General features: G+C 71.8%; 11 protein-coding genes and 2 tRNA genes. 10 read left to right on the top strand and 3 right to left on the bottom strand.

Translation table 11 applies throughout. The features are described from left to right. Positions 1-59 precede the first annotated feature (59 nt). The 3 genes from ACVCAH_RS29530 (at position 60) to ACVCAH_RS29520 (ending at position 6,689) form a co-directional block, all read left to right on the top strand. Positions 60-2,930, top strand: a complete 2,871-nt coding sequence (locus ACVCAH_RS29530) for a PQQ-dependent sugar dehydrogenase (protein WP_447139506.1) — start codon at positions 60-62, stop codon at positions 2,928-2,930. Positions 2,931-3,006: 76 nt separating this feature from the next. Next, positions 3,007-5,121: a ThuA domain-containing protein gene (locus tag ACVCAH_RS29525; protein WP_447139505.1), complete on the top strand. Its 2,115-nt coding sequence runs from the start codon at positions 3,007-3,009 to the stop codon at positions 5,119-5,121. A gap of 560 nt (positions 5,122-5,681) precedes the next feature. After that, entirely contained in the window at positions 5,682-6,689 is a 1,008-nt protein-coding gene (locus ACVCAH_RS29520) for a sugar phosphate isomerase/epimerase family protein (protein ID WP_447139504.1), read from the top strand. Between the two features lie 64 nt (positions 6,690-6,753). Here the strand turns inward: ACVCAH_RS29520 and ACVCAH_RS29515 are convergent, their stop codons facing one another. The 3 genes from ACVCAH_RS29515 to ACVCAH_RS29505 all read right to left on the bottom strand — a co-directional run bounded on the left by ACVCAH_RS29515 (position 6,754) and on the right by ACVCAH_RS29505 (position 11,932). Then, positions 6,754-7,827 (bottom strand): sugar phosphate isomerase/epimerase family protein, encoded by a 1,074-nt coding sequence (locus tag ACVCAH_RS29515; RefSeq protein WP_447139503.1) that lies wholly within the window; start codon positions 7,825-7,827, stop codon positions 6,754-6,756. A 117-nt stretch (positions 7,828-7,944) separates the two neighbouring features. Continuing rightward, positions 7,945-11,274 carry a ThuA domain-containing protein gene (locus ACVCAH_RS29510; RefSeq protein ID WP_447139502.1) on the bottom strand — a complete coding sequence of 1,110 codons (3,330 nt, stop codon included), beginning with the start codon at positions 11,272-11,274 and terminating at the stop codon, positions 7,945-7,947. A gap of 241 nt (positions 11,275-11,515) precedes the next feature. After that, positions 11,516-11,932 (bottom strand): hypothetical protein, encoded by a 417-nt coding sequence (locus ACVCAH_RS29505; protein ID WP_447139501.1) that lies wholly within the window; start codon positions 11,930-11,932, stop codon positions 11,516-11,518. 280 nt (positions 11,933-12,212) lie between these two features. Between ACVCAH_RS29505 and ACVCAH_RS29500 the strand changes: the two genes are divergently transcribed. The 7 genes from ACVCAH_RS29500 to ACVCAH_RS29470 all read left to right on the top strand — a co-directional run bounded on the left by ACVCAH_RS29500 (position 12,213) and on the right by ACVCAH_RS29470 (position 19,056). Next, positions 12,213-12,285, top strand: a tRNA-Asn gene (locus ACVCAH_RS29500). Positions 12,286-12,469: 184 nt separating this feature from the next. Then, positions 12,470-14,584 (top strand): MMPL family transporter, encoded by a 2,115-nt coding sequence (locus tag ACVCAH_RS29495; protein ID WP_447139500.1) that lies wholly within the window; start codon positions 12,470-12,472, stop codon positions 14,582-14,584. Further along, positions 14,574-15,812: an NAD(P)/FAD-dependent oxidoreductase gene (locus ACVCAH_RS29490; RefSeq protein ID WP_447139499.1), complete on the top strand. Its 1,239-nt coding sequence runs from the start codon at positions 14,574-14,576 to the stop codon at positions 15,810-15,812. The genes ACVCAH_RS29495 and ACVCAH_RS29490 overlap by 11 nt, the downstream gene beginning before the upstream one ends. 46 nt (positions 15,813-15,858) lie before the next feature. After that, positions 15,859-16,812 (top strand): hypothetical protein, encoded by a 954-nt coding sequence (locus tag ACVCAH_RS29485; RefSeq protein WP_447139498.1) that lies wholly within the window; start codon positions 15,859-15,861, stop codon positions 16,810-16,812. Beyond that, a complete protein-coding gene (locus tag ACVCAH_RS29480) occupies positions 16,809-18,500 on the top strand; it encodes a M16 family metallopeptidase (protein WP_447139497.1) in 1,692 nt (563 codons plus the stop codon). Before ACVCAH_RS29485 ends, ACVCAH_RS29480 begins: the two co-directional genes overlap by 4 nt. 63 nt (positions 18,501-18,563) lie before the next feature. Next, positions 18,564-18,640: transfer RNA gene (locus ACVCAH_RS29475), tRNA-Ile, on the top strand. Positions 18,641-18,753: 113 nt separating this feature from the next. Then, the gene (locus ACVCAH_RS29470) at positions 18,754-19,056 is read left to right on the top strand and encodes a hypothetical protein (RefSeq protein WP_447139496.1); all 303 of its coding nucleotides are present in this window, start codon (positions 18,754-18,756) and stop codon (positions 19,054-19,056) included. The last annotated feature ends 54 nt before the right edge of the window (positions 19,057-19,110 follow it).

Genomic DNA, 19,110 nt, shown 5'->3' with positions numbered 1-19,110 from the left:
CGGCGCGACGGCGCGCGCCCCGCCCTGGCAGTCACTCGTCAGGAAGGGACAGCTCAACGATGTCCACCACGGACGGCTCCAAACACCGACCCCGACGATGGTTCTCCGCCGGCTCGGCACTGCTCCTGGTCGCCGCGGCCGGCACGGTCACGCTCGGCGCCGGCCCGGCCGCGCTCGGCGGCCCGGCTCCCGCGCAGGCCCACCCGATCAACGGCACCGACTTCCAGCAGGTCGAACTCGCCCGCGGCGTGGCCGAGATGGGCGAGCCGATGTCGCTGGCCGTGCTGCCGGACCGCTCGGTGCTGCACACCGCCCGCAACGGCACCCTGCGCCGCACCGACTCGGGCGGCACCACCTCGATGATCGGCACGATCCCGGTCTACACCCACGACGAGGAGGGCCTGCAGGGCGTCGGGGTCGACCCGAACTTCGCCAGCAACCGGCACGTCTTCCTCTACTACGCGCCGCCGCTGTCCACCCCCGCCGGGGACGCCCCGGCCACCGGCAGCGACTTCTCCGCCTGGCAGGGCGTGAACCGGCTCTCCCGGTTCACCCTCAACGCGGACTTCACGCTCAACCAGGCCAGCAAGGTCGACGTGCTGGACGTGCCGGCCGACCGGGGGCTCTGCTGCCACGTCGGCGGGGACATCGACTTCGACGCCGCCGGCAACCTCTACCTGTCCACCGGCGACGACACCAACCCGTTCGACTCCGCCGGGTACGCGCCGATCGACGAGCGCACCAACCGCAACCCCGGCTACGACGCGCAGCGCAGCGCGGCGAACACCAACGACCTGCGCGGCAAGATCCTGCGGATCAAGGTGAACGCGAACGGGACGTACTCGATCCCGGCCGACAACATGTTCGTCGACTCCGACGCGCGGACCCGGCCGGAGATCTACGCGATGGGCTTCCGCAACCCGTTCCGGATCAGCGTGGACAAAGCCACCGGCATCGTCTACGTCGGCGACTACGGGCCGGACGCCGGCTCCACCAGCGCCACCCGCGGCCCCGCCGGCCAGGTCGAGTTCAACCGGGTCACCGGCCCGGGCAACTACGGCTGGCCGTACTGCACCGGGACGAACACCAGCAGCGAGACCTACAACGAGTGGAACTTCGCCACCAATGCCGCCGGCCCCAAGTTCAACTGCACCGGCGGGCCGACCAACAACTCGTTCCGCAACACCGGGCTGCCCACCCTGCCCGCGGCCAAGCCGTCCTGGATCCGGTACGGCGGCGACGCCGGCACCCCGCCCGAGTTCGGCGGCGGCTCCGAGTCGCCGATGGGCGGGCCGGTCTACCGGTACAACGCCGCGTCGACCTCGACCACGAAGTTCCCGCAGTCGTTCGACGGGCAGTTCTTCGCCACCGAGTTCGGCCGTGGCTGGATCAAGCCGATCCACGTCAACGCCGACGGCTCGCCGGGCACCATCGACACCTTCCCCTGGACCGGCAAGCAGGTGATGGACTCGGCCTTCGGGCCGGACGGCGCGTACTACGTGCTCGACTACGGCACCGGCTACTTCAACGGCGACGCCAACTCCGCGCTCTACCGGTTCGACCACATCGGCGGCGGCAACCGGGCGCCGACGGCGGCGGCCAGCGCGAACCGGACCTCGGGCCCCGCCCCGCTGGCGGTGACCTTCTCCTCGGCCGGCTCGTCCGACCCGGAGGGCGGCGCGCTGACCTACGCCTGGGCCTTCGGCGACGGCACCAGCTCCACGGCGGCCAACCCGACGAAGACGTACACGGCCAACGGGACGTACACCGCCACGCTGACCGTGCGCGACCCGCAGGGTGCCACCGGCAGCGCCAGCGTGGTGATCAACGTCGGCAACACCGCGCCCACGGTGACCATCAACAGCCCCGGCAACGGCCGGCTCTTCTCCTACGGCGACACGGTGCCGTTCAGCATCACCGTGACCGACCCGGAGGACGGCACGATCGACTGCACCAAGGTCAAGATGACCTACGTGCTCGGCCACGACCAGCACGGACACCAGATCACCTCGCAGACCGGCTGCTCCGGCGCGATCACCATCCCGGTTGACGGCGAGCACGACGAGGCGGCGAACATCTTCGCCATCTTCGACGCCGAGTACACCGACGCGGGCGGGCTGACCACGCACACCCAGCACACCCTCCAGCCCCGGCACCGGCAGGCCGAGCACTTCAAGACCTTGTCGGGGATCAACACCTTCGACAAGGCCACCGCCGAGGGCGGCAAGACCGTCGGTGACATCAACAACGGCGACTGGATCGCCTTCCAGCCGTACCAGCTCGGCAACGTCACCTCGTTCACCGCCCGGGTCTCCTCGGCCGGCGCGGGCGGCACGCTGCAGATCCGGGCCGGCTCGGCCACCGGCACCGTGCTCGGCTCGGCCACGGTGCCGGTGACCGGCGCGTGGGACACCTTCACCACGGTGACCGGAACGGTGGCCGGTGCGCCGGCCGGCACCACGACGCTCTACCTGACCTTCGCCGGCTCGGGCACCGGGGCGCTCTACGACGTGGACGCCTTCACCCTGAACACCGGCACCGGCAGCGGCGGCACCGGCCCCATCCGAGGGCTGGCCGGCAAGTGCCTGGACGTGCGCAACGCGGCCACCGCCGACGGTACGCAGATCCAGATCTACACCTGCAACGGCACCGCGGCGCAGACGTGGACGGTGGCGCCGAACTCGACGGTCCGGGCGTTGGGTAAGTGTCTGGACGTCTCCGGTGGTGGTTCGGCGGACGGTACGAAGATCCAGTTGTGGACGTGCAACGGCACGGGTGCGCAGAACTGGTCCGCGCAGGCGGACGGCACTGTGCGCAATCCACAGTCGGGCAAGTGCCTGGACGTCTCCGGCAACAACTCCGCCGACGGCACCGCGGTGCACCTGTGGACCTGCACGGCGGCCGCCAACCAGAAGTGGACCCTGCCCTGAGTTGACCGGAGGGGCCGCCCGCCCCGGCGTACCGTCGGTACCGGTGGCCCCTCCTGACCGGAATTGGGAGAGCGACATGCGCAGACTCCTCCGACCCGTCCTCGGCGCGGCCACCGCCGTCCTCGCCGTCCTCGCCTGCACCACCCCGGCCACCCCGGCCAGCGCCGCCGACGCCCCGTACGACGTGCTGGTCTTCTCGAAGACCGCCGGGTTCCGGCACGACTCCATCGCGGTCGGCACCCAGGCCATCCGCGACCTCGGCGCGGCGAACAACTTCACCGTCACCGCCACCGAGGACGCCGCCCAGTTCACCACCGCCAACCTCGCCCGGTTCGAGGCGGTGGTCTTCCTCAACACCACTGGCGACGTGCTCAACGCCAGCCAGCAGACCGCCTTCGAGTCGTACATCGGCGCCGGCGGCGGGTACGTCGGCGTGCACGCCGCCGCCGACACCGAGTACGGCTGGTCCTTCTACGGCAACCTGGTCGGGGCGTACTTCGCCTCGCACCCGCACATCCAGCAGGCCAACGTCAAGGCGGAGAACCGGGCGCACGCGGCCACCGCGCACCTGCCGCAGACCTGGACCCGCACCGACGAGTGGTACAACTACCAGACCAACGCCCGCTCCACCGCCCGGGTGCTGGCCACCCTGGACGAGTCGTCCTACTCGGGCGGCTCGATGGGCGCCGACCACCCGCACGCCTGGTGCAAGACCTACAGCGGCGGCCGAGCCTTCTACACCGGCGGCGGGCACACCCAGGCGTCGTACGCGGAGCCGGCGTTCCGCGCCCACCTGCTCGGCGGCATCCGATACGCGGCCGGTCGCACCAAGGCCGACTGCCGGCCCGAGACCGGCTACACCACGCTCTACAACGGCTCGACCGGCGGCTGGTCCCAGGCCGGGCCGGGCAGCTTCAGCAACACCGACGCCACCCTCACCTCCGTCGGTGGGATGGGTCTGTACTGGTACAGCGCGAAGCAGTTCACCAACTACTCCCTCAAGCTGGACTGGCGGCTCGCCGGCGACGACAACTCCGGCGTCTTCATCGGCTTCCCACCATCGAGCGACCCCTGGTCGGCGGTGAACAACGGCTACGAGATCCAGATCGACGCCACCGACGCGGCCGACCGGACCACCGGCGCGGTCTACACCTTCAAGTCCGCCGACATCGCCGCCCGGGACGCCGCATTGAACCCGCCCGGGGAGTGGAACACCTACGAACTGCTCGTCGAGAGCGAGCGGCTCCAGGTCTTCCTCAACGGCGTGAAGATCAACGACTTCACCAACACCGACCCGGCCCGCTCGCTCGCCGGCCACATCGGCCTCCAGAACCACGGCACCGGCGACGACGCCTCGTTCCGCAACATCCGGATCAAGGAACTGGGCACCACCCCGCCGCCGACCGGCAACACCACCGTCCAGGCGGAGGCGTTCAGCTCGGCCAGCGGGGTCACCCCGTTCAGCAAGGCCGGGGCGAACGGCGGCCAGACGCTCGGCTACATCGACCCGGGCGACTGGGCCGCGTACAACGGCGTCGACCTGACCGGGGTGACCTCGTTCCGGGCGCGGATCGTCTCCGGCGGCCCGGGCGGCACCATCCAGGTGCGCACCGGCTCCACCACCGGCACGGTGCTCGGCTCGGTCGCTGTGCCGAACACCGGCAGCTGGACCACCTTCGCCGACGTCACCACGAACCTCTCCGGCGTCCCGGCCGGCGCCCAGAACCTCTACCTGACCTTCACCGGCTCGGGCTCGGGGCTCTTCGACGTGGACGACTTCACCCTGGTGAAGTCCAGCGGCGGCGGCACCGGCACCGGGCCGATCCGGGGGCTGGCCGGCAAGTGCCTGGACGTGCGGAACAGCGCCACCGCCGACGGTACGCAGATCCAGATCTACACCTGCAACGGCACCGCGGCGCAGACGTGGACGGTGACGCCGAACTCGACGGTCCGGGCGTTGGGTAAGTGTCTGGACGTCTCCGGTGGTGGTTCGGCGGACGGTACGAAGATCCAGTTGTGGACGTGCAACGGCACGGGTGCGCAGAACTGGTCCGCGCAGGCGGACGGCACTGTGCGCAATCCACAGTCGGGCAAGTGCCTGGACGTCTCCGGCAACAACTCCGCCGACGGCACCGCGGTGCACCTGTGGACCTGCACGGCGGCCGCCAACCAGAAGTGGACCCTGCCCTGATTCCCGCCCCGCATCGGGCCCCCTGCGCAGGGGGCCCGTCGCCGGCCTGCCGGGCGAACGGTTCGCCGCGTTGGGCCGGGAGCTGACCGGCGGGGCACCGGGTGGTGGTGACCGGCCGCCACGGGTCGCGCTGTTCCGGGCGCTGATTCGGGCGGCGGCACCGGGTGGTGGTGACCGGCCGCCACCGGTCGCGCTCTTGCGGGAGCGTGATGACTCAGCGGCATATTCATAACTCCGCGGTATCACGCCCAGCGGGATTTCCCCGCCCGGACCGCGACACGCCGGGCAGGCGTCCGCCCGACCCGGACCGCCCGGGGTCGCCCGCCGCCCGCCGCCGGGTCCGGCCCGGCTCCGGCGGGGCCTTCCGTGCCGGTCGCGGCGGACCTAGAGTGAGGGCGGCGACCGTGGAGGTGGCCGGCGACCCGGCGGGAGGCGCAACCCTCCGGGCTCAGGTGCGGCACGCACCCGCCGGCATCCCGCCGCGCTCGCCGCGCACCACCGGTCACCCTCGCCCCGGTCCCGCAGGTACGGAATCCCCATCACGACAGGGGAGAAGAACAATGGCGCGACCCATCACGCTCTTCACCGGCCAGTGGGCCGACCTTCCGTTCGACGAGGTCTGCCGGCTCGCCTCCGAGTGGGGCTACGACGGGCTGGAGATCGCCTGCTGGGGCGACCACTTCGAGGTCGACAAGGCGCTGGCCGACGAGTCGTACGTCGACCGCAAGCGGGAGACCCTCGCCAAGCACAACCTGAAGGTGTACGCGATCTCCAACCACCTGGTCGGCCAGGCCGTCTGCGACCACCCGATCGACGAGCGGCACCAGGACATCCTGCCCGCCCGGATCTGGGGCGACGGCGAGCCGGAGGGGGTGCGCCAGCGGGCCGCCCAGGAGATCAAGGACACCGCCCGGGCCGCGGCGAAGCTCGGCGTGAAGACCGTCATCGGCTTCACCGGCTCGTCCATCTGGCACACCCTGGCGATGTTCCCGCCGGTGCCGCCGTCGATGATCGAGAAGGGCTACCAGGACTTCGCCGAGCGGTGGAACCCGATCCTCGACGTCTTCGACGAGGTCGGGGTGCGCTTCGCCCACGAGGTGCACCCGAGCGAGATCGCCTACGACTACTGGACGACGAAGCGGACGCTGGAGGCGATCGGCCACCGGCCCGCGTTCGGGCTGAACTGGGACCCGTCGCACTTCGTCTGGCAGGAGCTGGACCCGGTGAACTTCATCTTCGACTTCGCCGACCGGATCTACCACGTCGACTGCAAGGACGCGAAGGTGCGCACCGGCGACGGCCGGCGCGGCCGGCTCGCCTCCCACCTGCCCTGGGCGGACATGCGGCGGGGCTGGGACTTCGTCTCCACCGGCCACGGTGACGTGCCCTGGGAGGACTGCTTCCGGGCGTTGAACGCGATCGGCTACGACGGCCCGATCTCCATCGAGTGGGAGGACGCCGGCATGGACCGGCTGGTCGGCGCCCCGGAGGCGCTCCAGTTCGTCCGCCGGCTCGCCTTCGACGCCCCGGCCGCGGCCTTCGACGCCGCGTTCAGCAGCAAGGACTGACGAGTGACGCGAGGGGCCGCGCCCGGTGTTCCCGGACGCGGCCCCTGTTGCGGTGTCGGGTCCGTCAGCCCCGCAGACCCGACATGTGCTGGAAGCTGACCTCCGCGTAGCGCAGCGACCGGCCCGGGTCGGCGGCGCCGCCCGGCGCGTTGTCCTGCTCCCACATCGGGTTGTGGTAGCCCTTGGCGCCCATGTTGGCGAAGAAGTTCCCGTAGTCGATGTCGCCCTGGCCGAGCGGCACCATGTCGTACCCCGCGCTGCTGGCCGGGTTGAACGCGCCGTCCTTGGCGTGGAACAGCGGGAACCGGATGGGCTGTGCGGCGACCACGGCCAGCGGGTCGAAGATGCTGGTCTGGGTCACCCCGTCCGGGTCGGTGTAGCTGCGGAACCGGTGCTGGGCCACGTGCGCCCAGTAGATGTCCATCTCGAACCAGACCCACTCGGGGTTGGTGTGCGCGATGAAGTACTCCAGCTTGCGGACGCCCGAGGACCGGGTCGGCCGGCCCTGCGCGTCCAGCGGCCCGCTGTCGAGCAGGAAGTTGTACGCCGCGTCGTGGTTGTGCGTGTAGAGCTTCAGCCCACGGGCGGCGGCCATCTCCCCGAAGGTGTTCCACCGGTCGACGGCGGCATCCCAGTCGGCCTTGTAGTTGCTGCCGGTCGGGTCGCTGCCGGTGCCGATGTGGCTCATGCCGAGGATCTCGGCGGTGTCGAGCGTGCGCTCGAACGCGGCGATGGTGTCGGGCGTGACGGTGCCCGGGATCGAGGCGTGCGAGCCGTTGGCCCGCAGCCCGTTGTCGTCGAGGATCTTCCGGATCTCCGCCGGCGTGATCTGCCGGCCGAGGATGGAGGTGTGCTGGGTGTAGCCGGCGAACTCCACCTCCTTGTAGCCGATCTCGGCGAGCCGGGCGAGCACCCGCTCGAAGCCGTACGCCACTCCGCTGGTGTCCGGTGCGGCGCCGATCCGGTCCCGGACGCTGTAGAGGATGATGCCCCGCTTGCCGGCGGGGACGAGCAGGCCGTTGCCGTTGGCGCCGGCGGCGGAGGCCCAGCCGGTGGCCCCGACGGCGGCCGCGCCGGCGACGCCGGCGAGGGTGCCGAGCATCCGGCGACGGCTCATGCCGTGCTGACTGTCGTTCATGCTGCTGCCTTTCTCGGTGCTGGGACGGGGGCCCGGGCCGGGTCACCGTCGGTGACCCGGCGCACGGGTGGATCCGGATGTGCCGGGGCCGTCGGGTGACGGCCCGCGGTCACGGCGTCAGGGCGCGACGCCGATGCCCTGGCCGGCGAACTCGACCCAGTTCAGGTTGCCGAAACCGCTGGCCGGGCCGCCGGGGACGGTGGTGAAGACGAGGTAGAGCCGGTGCGTGCCGCCCGGGTCGGTGATCGGCACGGTGGTGCTGGTGAAGGCGTTGTTGCCGGTGGTCGCGTTGACCGTGGCGGTGCCCAGCAGCGGGCCGCTGGGAGAGTCGAGCCGCAGCTGGACGGCGAACCGGGGCTGCCCGGCGGTGGCGGCGCTGCCACCGGAGGTGCGCAGCGTGACCGACTGCATGTTGTGCAGGTTCACCGTGTTGTTGATCGCGATCCAGTCGCCCGGGTCGAGGCTGCCGCGTTGCTGCCCGCCGCCGGTGTCGGCGCTGGTGCCGACGGTGGTGCCGGACTGGTCCGTGGCGAACTCGACCTCCTGCCGCTTGGCCTGGATGATCTGCTGGTCCACCGTGGTCAGCGCCGGCTGGCCGTTCGCCCCCTGGTCGGTGTAGGACGCGCTGACCACGCCGTAGATGTAGCCGCCGTGCGAGGCGTCGTCCGGGTCGGTGGGCAGGACGCCGGAGCAGCCGAACTGGTTGGCCTCACCGTGACCGTGGCTGTCGTGGCCGAGGACGAAGGTCACCTCGACCTTGGCGCAGTCGACCGGGCCGTCCTCCGGGTCGGTGACCGTCACCGACCACGGGATCCCGTCGCCCCACTCGAAGAAGCCGCCCTCCAGCGGGGTCTCGACGGTCACCGTGGGTGCGGTGTTGCCGACCGTGATCGTGGTGTTCGCCGACGCGCTCTTGCCGCTGGAGTCGGTCACCGTGAGCCGCGCGGTGTAGACGCCGTTGGCGGTGTAGGTGTGCGTCGGGTTCGGGTCGACGGAATCCACCGTGCCGTTGCCGTCGAAGTCCCAGGCGAACGAGATGGAGTCCGCCGGGTCCGGGTCCTTGGACCCCTCGCTGGAGAAGGCGACCGTCAGCGGTGCGTGACCGTTGGTCGGGGTCGCGTTCAGCACCGCGTTCGGCGCCCGCAGGCCCTTGACGTAGCTGAACTTCAGCATCGCCGCGTCCGGGTTGATGTTGAAGAACCCGTCGCCGTACGTCAGCAGGTAGAAGTTGCCGTCCGCGCCCCACTTCATGTCCATCGGGTTGTCGCACAGGAACGGCTTCGCCGGCGTGGTCGGCGCCTGCCCGCAGTTGAGCACATTGTTGATCTTCAGGATGTCGCCCTGGCCGTCGAGCCGGATTTCCTTCAGCGTGTCCCGGGTGAACTCACCGAAGAAGATCGCGCCGTCGAAGTACGCGGGGAACTTCGTCTCCGACCTCAGCTCCGGGTCGTAGTCGTAGCGCGCCGCGCCGTGCGGCCCTACGCCGCCCGTGCCCAGCTCGGGGAAGAGCACCGGGCAGGTCTGCGTCGGGGTGGACAGGTAGGACTCCGGGCACGGGGTCGGGGCCTGGAACGAGTACCAGAGCTCCGACTTCTCCACCGCCGGCAGGTCGGTCAGGCCGGTGTTGTGCCGGGAGGTGTTCTTCGGCGCCGCGCAGTCGAACGGCGCCACCGGGGAGATCGGGCTGGTGGTCCAGTTCATCTCGATGTACGGCAGGTTCGGCTGCACGCACATCGGCCAGCCGTAGTTGGCCGGCTTGTCGACCACCATCATCCGGCCGGTGCCCGCCGGTCCCCGGCCCACTGCGGCGGTCGAGGAGTCGGGGGAGTAGTCGGTGATGTACGCGACGTCGTTCTTGTCGAGGGTGATCCGGAACGGGTTCCGGAAGCCCATCGCGTAGATCTCCGGCCGGGTCTTGTCGCCCGGGTCCTGCGCCTCGGCGAACATGTTGCCCGCCGGCACCGTGTAGCTGCCGTTCGCCTGTACGGAGATGCGCAGGATCTTGCCCCGCAGGTCGTTGGTGTTGGCGGAGCTGCGCCGGGCGTCGACGAAGGGCGCCTGGTAGACGCCGGTGGCGCTCACCGAGTCGTTGTGCGGGGAGAAGCCGCCGGAGCCGCCGCCGCCGGCCGGGGTGTCGTCGCCGGTGACCAGCCAGAGGTTGTTCTTCGAGTCGAAGGCGATGTCGCCGGCCACGTGGCAGCAGGCGCCCCGGTCCACCGGCACCTGGAGGATCTTCTGCTCGCTGGCCAGGTCCAGCGAGGGCGTGTCACCGTCGACGAACTTGAACCGGGACAGCTGGAAGTACCCTTTCCACCGGTCCCACGCGGTCGGGTCGGTGCTGGTGGTCGGCGCGCCACCGGTGGGGGTGTCCAGCGGGGGCGCGTAGAAGAGGTAGACCCAGCGGTTGGTGGCGAAGTCGCGGTCGATCGCCGGGCCGTACATCCCGTCCTCGCTGTGGGTGTAGACCGGGATCTGGGCCAGCACGGTGGTCTCGTTGCTCCGCGGGTCGTGCAGGCGTACGCCGCCGCGCCGGTCGGTCTGGATCACCCGGCCGTCGGGCAGCACGTCGAAGCCGATCGGCTCGTTGACGTTGGGCTGCGCCCCGATGACCTCCATCTGGTAGTTGGCCAGCACGGTGGCGCCGCAGTCGCCGTTCGTCACGCCGGCCGCCCACTGGATCGCGCCGGCGAGGTGCGCCCGCAGGTCGGTGCTGCCGTAGCTCTCCGGCGTGGCGCCGAGTCCGGTGTAGAAGGAGCGGCCGCCCTGGTAGTCCTTGCACCAGGTGACCGGGTGGTCGAAGCCCATCGTCCCGCCGGCGTACGACTTCTCGTCCACGGTGGCCAGGACGTGCGAGACGCCCCGGACGTTGGCCGCGAAGTTGTACCACCGGTCGGTGTGGTTCCAGCGCTCCGGCAGGGTCGCGGAGGCCGGGTGCACCCGGTCGGCGACGGTGACCGTGGCCGGGGCCGCCGCCGACGCGGCGCCGACCGCACGGGTGCCGAGCACGTTGTCCAGGAAGGACCAACCGGGCTCGGCCTCGATCGCGGAGTGGACGCCGACGAAGCCGCCGCCGTCGCGGTAGTACCGCTCGAACGCGGCCTGCTGGGCGTCGGTGAGGACGTCGCCGGAGGTGTTCAGGAACACCACCGCGCGGAACTGCTTGAGGTGCGGCTCGTCGAACTTGCGGGCGTCGTCGGTCACCTCGACCGTGAAGCGCCGGTCGTTGCCGAGCTGGCGGATCGCGTCCACCCCGGCGGCGGTGGCGGCGTGGCCGCCGCCCGCGGAGCGGGTGAAGACGAGAACCTTGTACTCGATGCCGTTGCTGGTCGGTGCCGGCGCGGCGAGCGCCGGCGTGGGCTGCTGCTGGTCGGTCGCGACGAGCGTCGCGCCGACGAGGGTGAGCAGGCTGAGGAAGGTAGTGGCCCTTCGGCCGATCGGTCTGCGCATCGAACCTCGCTCTGGTCGGGCGGGTCCGCCCCAGCGGCTCGGGACGTCGCTGAGGAGGTCGCGGGGGAGTACCAAAGAGCCTGGCCAGGTTCTACGCAGGACGATATTTGCGCCTAGGACTAAAGAGAAGAGGCTGGCGGCAGAAGTTTTCGATGTTTGGGCCGAACTTTTGCTCCAAACAGGCGAAAGTGGTGAGCGGCACCCGGCCGTACGGCCCTGACGTGCCCGCTCGCGGATGAGCTCAGAGAGTGCTGCCGCTGGTGCCCGAGCTGGAGGGCTTGCGGGACGTGGCGCCGGCCGACGTCGACCCGGAGATCGAGCCGGTCGAACTCGAGCCCGAGCTCGACGAGCCGGAGCCGGACTTGGCGCCGACGGTGGCCGGCGTGCCGGCGAACGCGTCGTCGGCGGCGGTCAACTCCTGCTTGCTGCCGTTGCCGCTGAGCTTCTCGCCCAGCTTCGACTGGCCGAGCTTGTCCTTGCCCTCGCTGTAGAGCCGGGTCGCCTGGGCCTGCGCGACGCCCGCCGCCTCCTGCACGGTGGGGTGGTCGAGCACCTTGCGGCCCCGGATCACCAACTCCTCGTACTTCTCCCGACCGGCACGGGCGCCCAGGACGAATCCCGCAGCCAGCCCGCCAAGAAACATGATCTTTCCGCGCATGGCGGCTCCTTCCGTACCTGACGCGCCGTCGTCCCGCCGGTTACCCCGGCGGGAGTGACCAACTCGCGCCTGCGTCCTCTGTCCGCAGCTAACTACCCATCCTGCTCTCCGCTCATACCTCCTTGTGCCGCGATGACGATTTGTCCGTATTATTTGAAGTCGGCCCGGCGAGCCCGGCACCCCGGATCGGTGGGTAACCCCCTCGACCAACACCCCCCGGAGTCCTGTACTCTTGTCCCGTCGCACGGCGAAGGAGAGATCCGGAAGCCGGGCAACACGGTCCCCCGTAGCTCAATTGGCAGAGCAGCCGGCTGTTAACCGGCAGGTTTTTGGTTCGAGTCCAAACGGGGGAGCCTCTCCACTCGACGCCCGTCGGCAGTGCCGGCGGGCGTTCGTCGTTCCCGACCGAAGGCAGTCCCCACACGGGCTGGCCCGTCCCGTTTCGCCCACCCCGATCCCGCTCACCCGGCAGGATGGTCGATGTCGACTTAGACTCCGGCTGCGTCGATTGGTGCGTCGATTGTTGGGGTGGGGCGGATGTCCGGACGAGGCGGCAGGGTCACGCTGATCGCGCTGGCCGTCGTGCTCGCGTGGCTGGTCGCCGGCGCGCTGGCCGGCCCCTACTCCGGCCGGCTGGGCGAGGTCGCCACCAACGACAACGCCGCGTTCCTGCCCGCCGACGCCGAGGCGACCCGGGCCCAGGAACTGTCCGGGCGGTTCGTCGAGCGGCAGAGCACCCCCGCCCTGGTGGTCTACGAACGCACCACCGGCATCACCGACGCCGACCGGCAGCGGGTGGCCGCGGACGCCGCCCGATTCGCCGACGTGCCCGGCGTGATCGGCCCGCTGCCCCCGCCGATCCCCAGCCAGGACGGGCAGGCGTTGCAGGTGGTGGTGCCGATCGACGACGCCGACGGTGAGCGGATCGGCGTGGTGGTCGAGCAGGTACGCGACATCGCCAGCGGCGACCGGGACGGGCTGACCGTCGACGTGGCCGGGCCGGCCGGCCTGCTCGCCGACCTGATCGAGGTCTTCGCCGCCATCGACGGCACGCTGCTGCTGGTCACCCTCTGCGTGGTGCTGGTGATCCTGCTGGTCGTCTACCGCAGCCCGATCCTCTGGATCTTTCCGCTGCTCGCCGCCGGAATGTCCTTCGCGCTGGCCGCCGCCTTCGTCTACCTGCTCGCCGACACCGGCGTCATCACGCTCAACGGGCAGGCGCAGGGCATCCTCACCGTGCTGGTCTTCGGCGCCGGCACCGACTACGCGCTGCTACTGGTCGCCCGCTACCGGGAGGAACTGCACCGGCACGCCCGGCCCTGGGACGCGATGCGCACCGCCTGGAAGGGCGCCGCCCCGGCGATCATCGCCTCCGGCGGCACCGTCATCCTCAGCCTGCTCTGCCTGCTGCTGTCCAGCCTGAACTCCAACCGGGCGCTCGGCCCGGTCGCCGCCATCGGCATCGCCGCCACCCTGCTGGTGATGCTCACCTTCCTGCCCGCCCTGCTGGTGCTCGGCGGGCGGTGGGCGTTCTGGCCGCGGCGGCCCCGCGAGGACGAGGCCGAACCGCGGGCCGAGCACGGCCTCTGGCGCCGGATCGCCGGCTTCGTGGCCCGCCGGGCCCGACCGGTCTGGCTGGTCACCGCGGTGGCACTGGCCGTCCTGGCGCTCGGCCTGATCCAGCTCAACGCGACCACCCTCGGCCAGTCCGACCTGTTCACCGAGCGCACCGACTCGGTGGCCGGGCAGGAGGTGATCGCCCGGCACTACCCGGCCGGCACCGGCAGCCCGGCCACCATCGTCACCAAGGAGCAGACCGCCCGGCAGGTCGCCGAGGCGGCCCGGGGCGTGCGCGGGGTGGCCGCGGTGCGCCCGGTCACCGAGCAGCGGGCCGGCCCGCCGGCGGAGAACGCGCCGCCGAAGGTGGTCGACGGCACGGTGCGACTGGAGGCGACGCTGGCCGACCCGCCGGACAGCGACGGCGCCGAGCGGGCCATCCGCGACCTGCGCGCGGCCGTGCACCGGGTCCCCGGCGCCGACGCGGTGGTCGGCGGCTTCACCGCGATCAACGTGGACACCGCGGACGCCTCGACCCGCGACCAGAACGTCATCATCCCGGTGGTGCTGGTGGTGATCGCGATCATCCTGGCCCTGCTGCTGCGCGCGTTGCTCGCCCCGATCCTGCTGATCGCCACCGTGCTGCTCTCGTTCGCCGCGACGCTCGGGCTCTGCGCGCTGATCTTCCGCCACGTGCTCGACTTCCCCGGCGTGGACGCCTCGTTCCCGCTGTTCGCGTTCGTCTTCCTGGTCGCCCTCGGCATCGACTACAACATCTTCCTGATGAGCCGGGTGCGGGAGGAGTCCGTCCGGCGGGGCACCCGGGCCGGGGTACTGGCCGGCCTCGCGGTCACCGGCGGCGTGATCACCTCGGCCGGCGTCGTGCTCGCGGCGACCTTCTCGGCGCTGGCGGTCCTTCCGCTGGTGGTGCTCGTCGAGCTGGGCGTGGCGGTCGCGGTGGGCGTGCTCATCGACACCATCGTGGTCCGCTCGCTGCTGGTGCCGGCCCTGGCGTACGACATCGGGCCACGGGTCTGGTGGCCGGGCCGGCTGGCCCGGGCGAACGGCGAGCGGGAGGCGCGCCGTGCTGGCTGAGACCGACGTGGTGATCGTCGGCGGCGGCCTGGCCGGCCTCGCCGCGGCCCGGCGGCTGCACCGCGCCGGCGTGCCCTGGCGGCTGCTGGAGGCCGGCGGCCGGCTCGGCGGCCGGATCGCCACCGACGCCGTCGACGGCTACCTGCTCGACCGGGGCTTCCAGGTGCTCAACACCGCCTACCCGCGACTCGGCACGCTGCTCGACGTCGACCGGCTCCGGATCGGCCAGTTCACCCCCGGCGTGCTGGTGCGCCGGGGCGACGCCCTGGTCCGGCTGGTCAACCCGCTGCGCGAGCCGGCCGGCGGGCCGCGCACCGCGCTGGCCGGCATCGGCTCGCTGCTCGACCGGCTGCGGTTCGCCGCGCTCGCCGCCGGCTGCGCCACCCTGCCGTCCGAACGGCTGCTCGCCGCGCCGGAGACCACCACCGAGGCGGCGCTGCGCCGGGCCGGCCTCTCCGACGCGATCATCGAGGAACTGCTCCGGCCGCTCCTCTCCGGCGTCTTCGTCGAGCGCGAACTGGAGACCTCCAGCCGGGTGTTCGCGATGGTGCTGCGCTCGTTCGCCCGCGGCCGGATCGGCCTGCCCGCCGAGGGGATGGCCGCGCTGCCCCGGGCGATCGCCGACCCGCTGCCCGCCGACCTGATCGAGCTGGACACCCCGGTCTCCCAGGTCGCGCCCGGCCGGGTCCGCACCCAGGCCGGCGACATCGGCTGCCGGGCCGTCGTGGTCGCCGTCGACCCGCCGGCCGCGGCCACCCTGCTGCCGACCCTGGCGAGGGTACGCATGCACAGCTACACGACCTACTACCACAGCACCGCGGAACCGCCGCTGGACGAGCCGATCCTGCTCGTCGACGGCGACCGCCGCGAGATCGTCGCCAACACCGTGGTGGTCAGCCGGGCCGTGCCCGCGTACGCGCCGGCGGGGCGGCACCTGGTGGCCACCTCGGTGGTCGGCCCAACGGCCCCGCCCGAGCCGACCGTCCGGCTCGAACTGGCCCGGCTCTACGGACGGTCCACCGCCGACTGGACCCACCTGACCACGGTGTCGATCCCCGCCGCGCTGCCCGCCGCGCCGCCGCCGCAGGGGCGGCTGCGCAAGCCGGTGGCGCTCGGCGACGGCCTGTTCGTGGCCGGTGACCACCGGGACAGCCCGTCCATCCAGGGGGCGCTGGCGAGTGGCTGGCGGGCCGCCGGGGCGGTGCTGGCCGAGCTGCGGTCCGGCTGAGAAAGCGGGGTCCCCGGCGGGTTGATGATCACTTATCATCCTCGCCATGCCTGCACCCCTCCCGCCGCCCAACTTCGACGCCGCGGCGGCGTACCCCCAGGTCAGCGCGGTGCGCGCGGCGCTCGCCGCGCGGGACTGGCCGGCCCTGCGCGCGCAACTGGCCGAGCCGGACTGGCACGGCCGCACGGTCCTGGTCGGCGAGGTCGGGGAGACCACCGACATCGAGGAGTTCCTCCGCGGGGTGCTGGCCCAGCAGCCGGACGACCCGCTGGCCGGGACCCTGCTCGGCGCGTACCTGATCCGCGCCGGCTGGCGGATCCGCTCCGCCCGCCGGGCCCAGTACGTCAGCCGGGAGCAGTTCGCCCAGTTCTTCGACCACCTGCGCCGCGCCGAGCAGGTGCTGATCGAGGTGACCGCCCGGCACCCCGACGACGCGGCGGCCTGGACCCAGCGGATCACCAACGCCCGGGGCCTGCAGCTCGGCCAGGCCGAGGCGCGCCGTCGCTACGACCGGCTCGCCAAGCACCACCCGCACCACCTGCCCGCGCAGGCGTCGCTGCTGCAGCAGTTCTGCCCGAAGTGGAGCGGCACCTGGGAGCGGGCGCACGGCTTCGCCCGGGAGTGCGCCGAGGCCGCCCCGGCCGGCGCGCCGAACGCGGTGCTGGTCGTCGAGGCGCACCTGGAGCAGGCGCTGGACCAGGACACCCTCGGCAAGGCCGGCGCCCACCTGCGCAGCCCGCAGGTCAGCCGGGAGATCCACGAGGCGGCGCAGCGGTCGATCTGGCACCCCGACTTCCGCAACGGCTGGGGCTGGGTCTGGGTGCGCAGCACCTTCGCCATGGCGTTCTGCCTGATGGAGGAGTGGCCGTCGGCCGCGCAGCAGTTCCAGGCCATGGGGCCGCTCGGCCACGAGTCGATGTTCGGCTACATCGACGGCGACGAGACGAAGCAGTTCCAGCGGTTCCGCGACAAGGCGTACGCGAAGGGCTGCGTGGCATGATCCAGCACCTGGACGTGGACGGGGTGCCCACGCTGCTCGCCCCGACCGGTGGGCCGATGCGCGCCGGGCTGACCTTCCGGGTCGGCACCGCCGACGAGACGCTGGCGCGCAGCGGCGTCACCCACCTGCTGGAACACCTCGCGCTCGCCCCGCTCGGGATGGCCGACTACCACTTCAACGGGGCCACCTCACCGGTCTTCACCACCTTCCACATGCAGGGGTCCGAGCAGGACATCGCCACCTTTCTCTCTGCCGTCTGCGCCAACCTGACCGACCTGCCGACCGGGCGGCTGGAGGTGGAGAAGGAGATCCTGCGCACCGAGTGGAGCAGCCGGGGCGGCTCGCCGGTGGAGGCGGTGCCGCTGTGGCGGCACGGCGCCCGGGACTTCGGCCTGACCAGCTACCCCGAGTGGGGGCTCGGCGCGCTCACCGGCGACGACCTGCGGCAGTGGGCCGCCCGGTGGTTCACCCGGGAGAACGCGGTGCTCTGGATCGCCGGGGACCGGGTGCCCGCCGGGCTGCGGCTGGCGCTGCCCGCCGGCGTACGCCAGCCCGTGCCGGCCGCGTCGTCGGCGCTGCCGCGCACCCCCGCGTACTTCGTCAGCGGCTCGCGGGCGGTGGTGCTCGACGCGGTGGTGCGGCGCCGGACCGCCGCGAGCCTCTTCGCCGACGTGCTGGAGCGCGAGCTGTTCCGGTCGCTGCGGCAGGAGGGCGGCCTCTCCTACACCACCACCGCTGGCTACGACCCACGCGGAGACGGGTACGCCAGCCTGCGCGCGCTCGCCGACGCGCTGCCGGAGAAGCAGGACGCGGTGCTCGGCGGCTTCCTCGACACCGTCGCCAAGCTCCGGGTCGGCCGGATCGAGCAGGGTGACCTGGACGCCTGCGTGGCCAAGCGGGAGGACTTCCTCGGCACCGCCGAGGTGGACGCGGCCCGGCTGCCGGCGTACGCCTGCAACGTGCTCACCGGGGAGCGCAACCTCACCGTCGAGGAGCACCGGGCCGAGCTGAAGGCGGTGACCGTCGCCGACCTGCACGAGGTGGCCCGGGAGGTGGCGGGGTCGGCGCTGCTGATGGTGCCGGAGGGGAACACCGCCGACTGGGCCGGGTTCGTCGAGGCGCCCATCTGCTCGGAGCGGATCGTCGACGGCACCGCGTACCGGGAGAGGGAGGGCGACGGCGAGCTGCGGGTCGGCGTCGACGGGGTGAGCTACGTCGGGCCGGGCGGGCCGCTCACCGTCCCGTACGCCGACTGCGCCGTGCTGCTCGCCTGGCCGGACGGCGCCCGGCAGCTGATCGGGCCCGACGCCATCTCGATGCGGATCGAGCCCACCATGTTCGAGCTGCACCCCGGCGCCATCCGGGTGATCGACTCGCAGGTGCCGGCGGACCGGCAGGTGGTCATGCCGGCCCGTGACCCGGAGCGCATCCCGCAGCCCCGCGCGGCGGCCGCGGCGGCCCCTCGGGAGCCGGTCAAGCGGTCCTGGTGGGAGATCCCGCTGATGGTGGTCAGCGGCCTGGCCGCGCTGGGGATCGGCGGGCTGACCTTCCTGCTCACCCTCGGCATGTTCATCACCGAGACGGCGGAAAGCGACGAGGGCTGGCTGTGGGGCGTCATCGTGGTGGGCTGGCTGCTCACTGTTATCCTCGCGTTGCCCATCGTGCTGCTGCGCCGACGACGCCGATGAGCGACGGTGCCGGTTCGTGCTGGCTCGTGATCGACCGGCCGGGATAAGATCCGGCCCGGTACCGGGGCGGTAGCTCAGCCGGTTAGAGCAGGGGACTCATAATCCCTCGGTCGCGGGTTCGAGTCCCGCCCGCCCCACCACGGAAACCCCTGGTCAGGCACGCCGCCGACGACCCGGACGAACGGCGTCAAGATCGGGACCAACGCCAGTTGAAGTGCGACATGTGCCAGATCCTTCTGCCAGGATGGCGGCCATGTTCGACGGGGAGTTGGCGATCCAAGGGTACGAGCTGCCGGACGGCGCGCGGCTCGTCGACGGCAATGTGCTGCTTGAGCGGCCCGGGTTCTGGCCGGTTTACCTGGCCTACATGGGCGGGGCGGTATATGACACGTCGGCGTTCGACGTGCCTGAGTCCGCACGTTTCGACATGGAGCGGACGCTGCTGGACCGGGCGCAGTGGCCGGTGTTGTCGGTCCGGCTGACACCGGCGCATGGGAAGTGGTGGCGGTGGTTACGCATCGTCAATCGCAACACCCTCTTGGTCAGGATGGGGTGAGACACCGCGTGTGAGTGCGGGGTGCTGACCGAGGGCGGGATCGGAGATCCTGGT

It is taken from the genome of Micromonospora sp. LZ34 (genome assembly GCF_052981855.1).
The sequence above is the reverse complement of the archived record's forward strand: the minus strand, read 5'-3'. Positions and strand labels throughout refer to the sequence as shown.

What these genes read in the sequence shown, in the direction of transcription:
- ACVCAH_RS29515 (WP_447139503.1), bottom strand. Translation starts at nt 7,827, where the DNA reads ATGAACGACAGTCAGCACGGCATGAGCCGTCGCCGGATGCTCGGCACC.
- ACVCAH_RS29495 (WP_447139500.1), top strand. Translation starts at nt 12,470, where the DNA reads ATGTCCGGACGAGGCGGCAGGGTCACGCTGATCGCGCTGGCCGTCGTG.
- ACVCAH_RS29520 (WP_447139504.1), top strand. Translation starts at nt 5,682, where the DNA reads ATGGCGCGACCCATCACGCTCTTCACCGGCCAGTGGGCCGACCTTCCG.
- ACVCAH_RS29525 (WP_447139505.1), top strand. Translation starts at nt 3,007, where the DNA reads ATGCGCAGACTCCTCCGACCCGTCCTCGGCGCGGCCACCGCCGTCCTC.
- ACVCAH_RS29505 (WP_447139501.1), bottom strand. Translation starts at nt 11,932, where the DNA reads ATGCGCGGAAAGATCATGTTTCTTGGCGGGCTGGCTGCGGGATTCGTC.
- ACVCAH_RS29480 (WP_447139497.1), top strand. Translation starts at nt 16,809, where the DNA reads ATGATCCAGCACCTGGACGTGGACGGGGTGCCCACGCTGCTCGCCCCG.
- ACVCAH_RS29510 (WP_447139502.1), bottom strand. Translation starts at nt 11,274, where the DNA reads ATGCGCAGACCGATCGGCCGAAGGGCCACTACCTTCCTCAGCCTGCTC.
- ACVCAH_RS29470 (WP_447139496.1), top strand. Translation starts at nt 18,754, where the DNA reads ATGTTCGACGGGGAGTTGGCGATCCAAGGGTACGAGCTGCCGGACGGC.
- ACVCAH_RS29530 (WP_447139506.1), top strand. Translation starts at nt 60, where the DNA reads ATGTCCACCACGGACGGCTCCAAACACCGACCCCGACGATGGTTCTCC.
- ACVCAH_RS29485 (WP_447139498.1), top strand. Translation starts at nt 15,859, where the DNA reads ATGCCTGCACCCCTCCCGCCGCCCAACTTCGACGCCGCGGCGGCGTAC.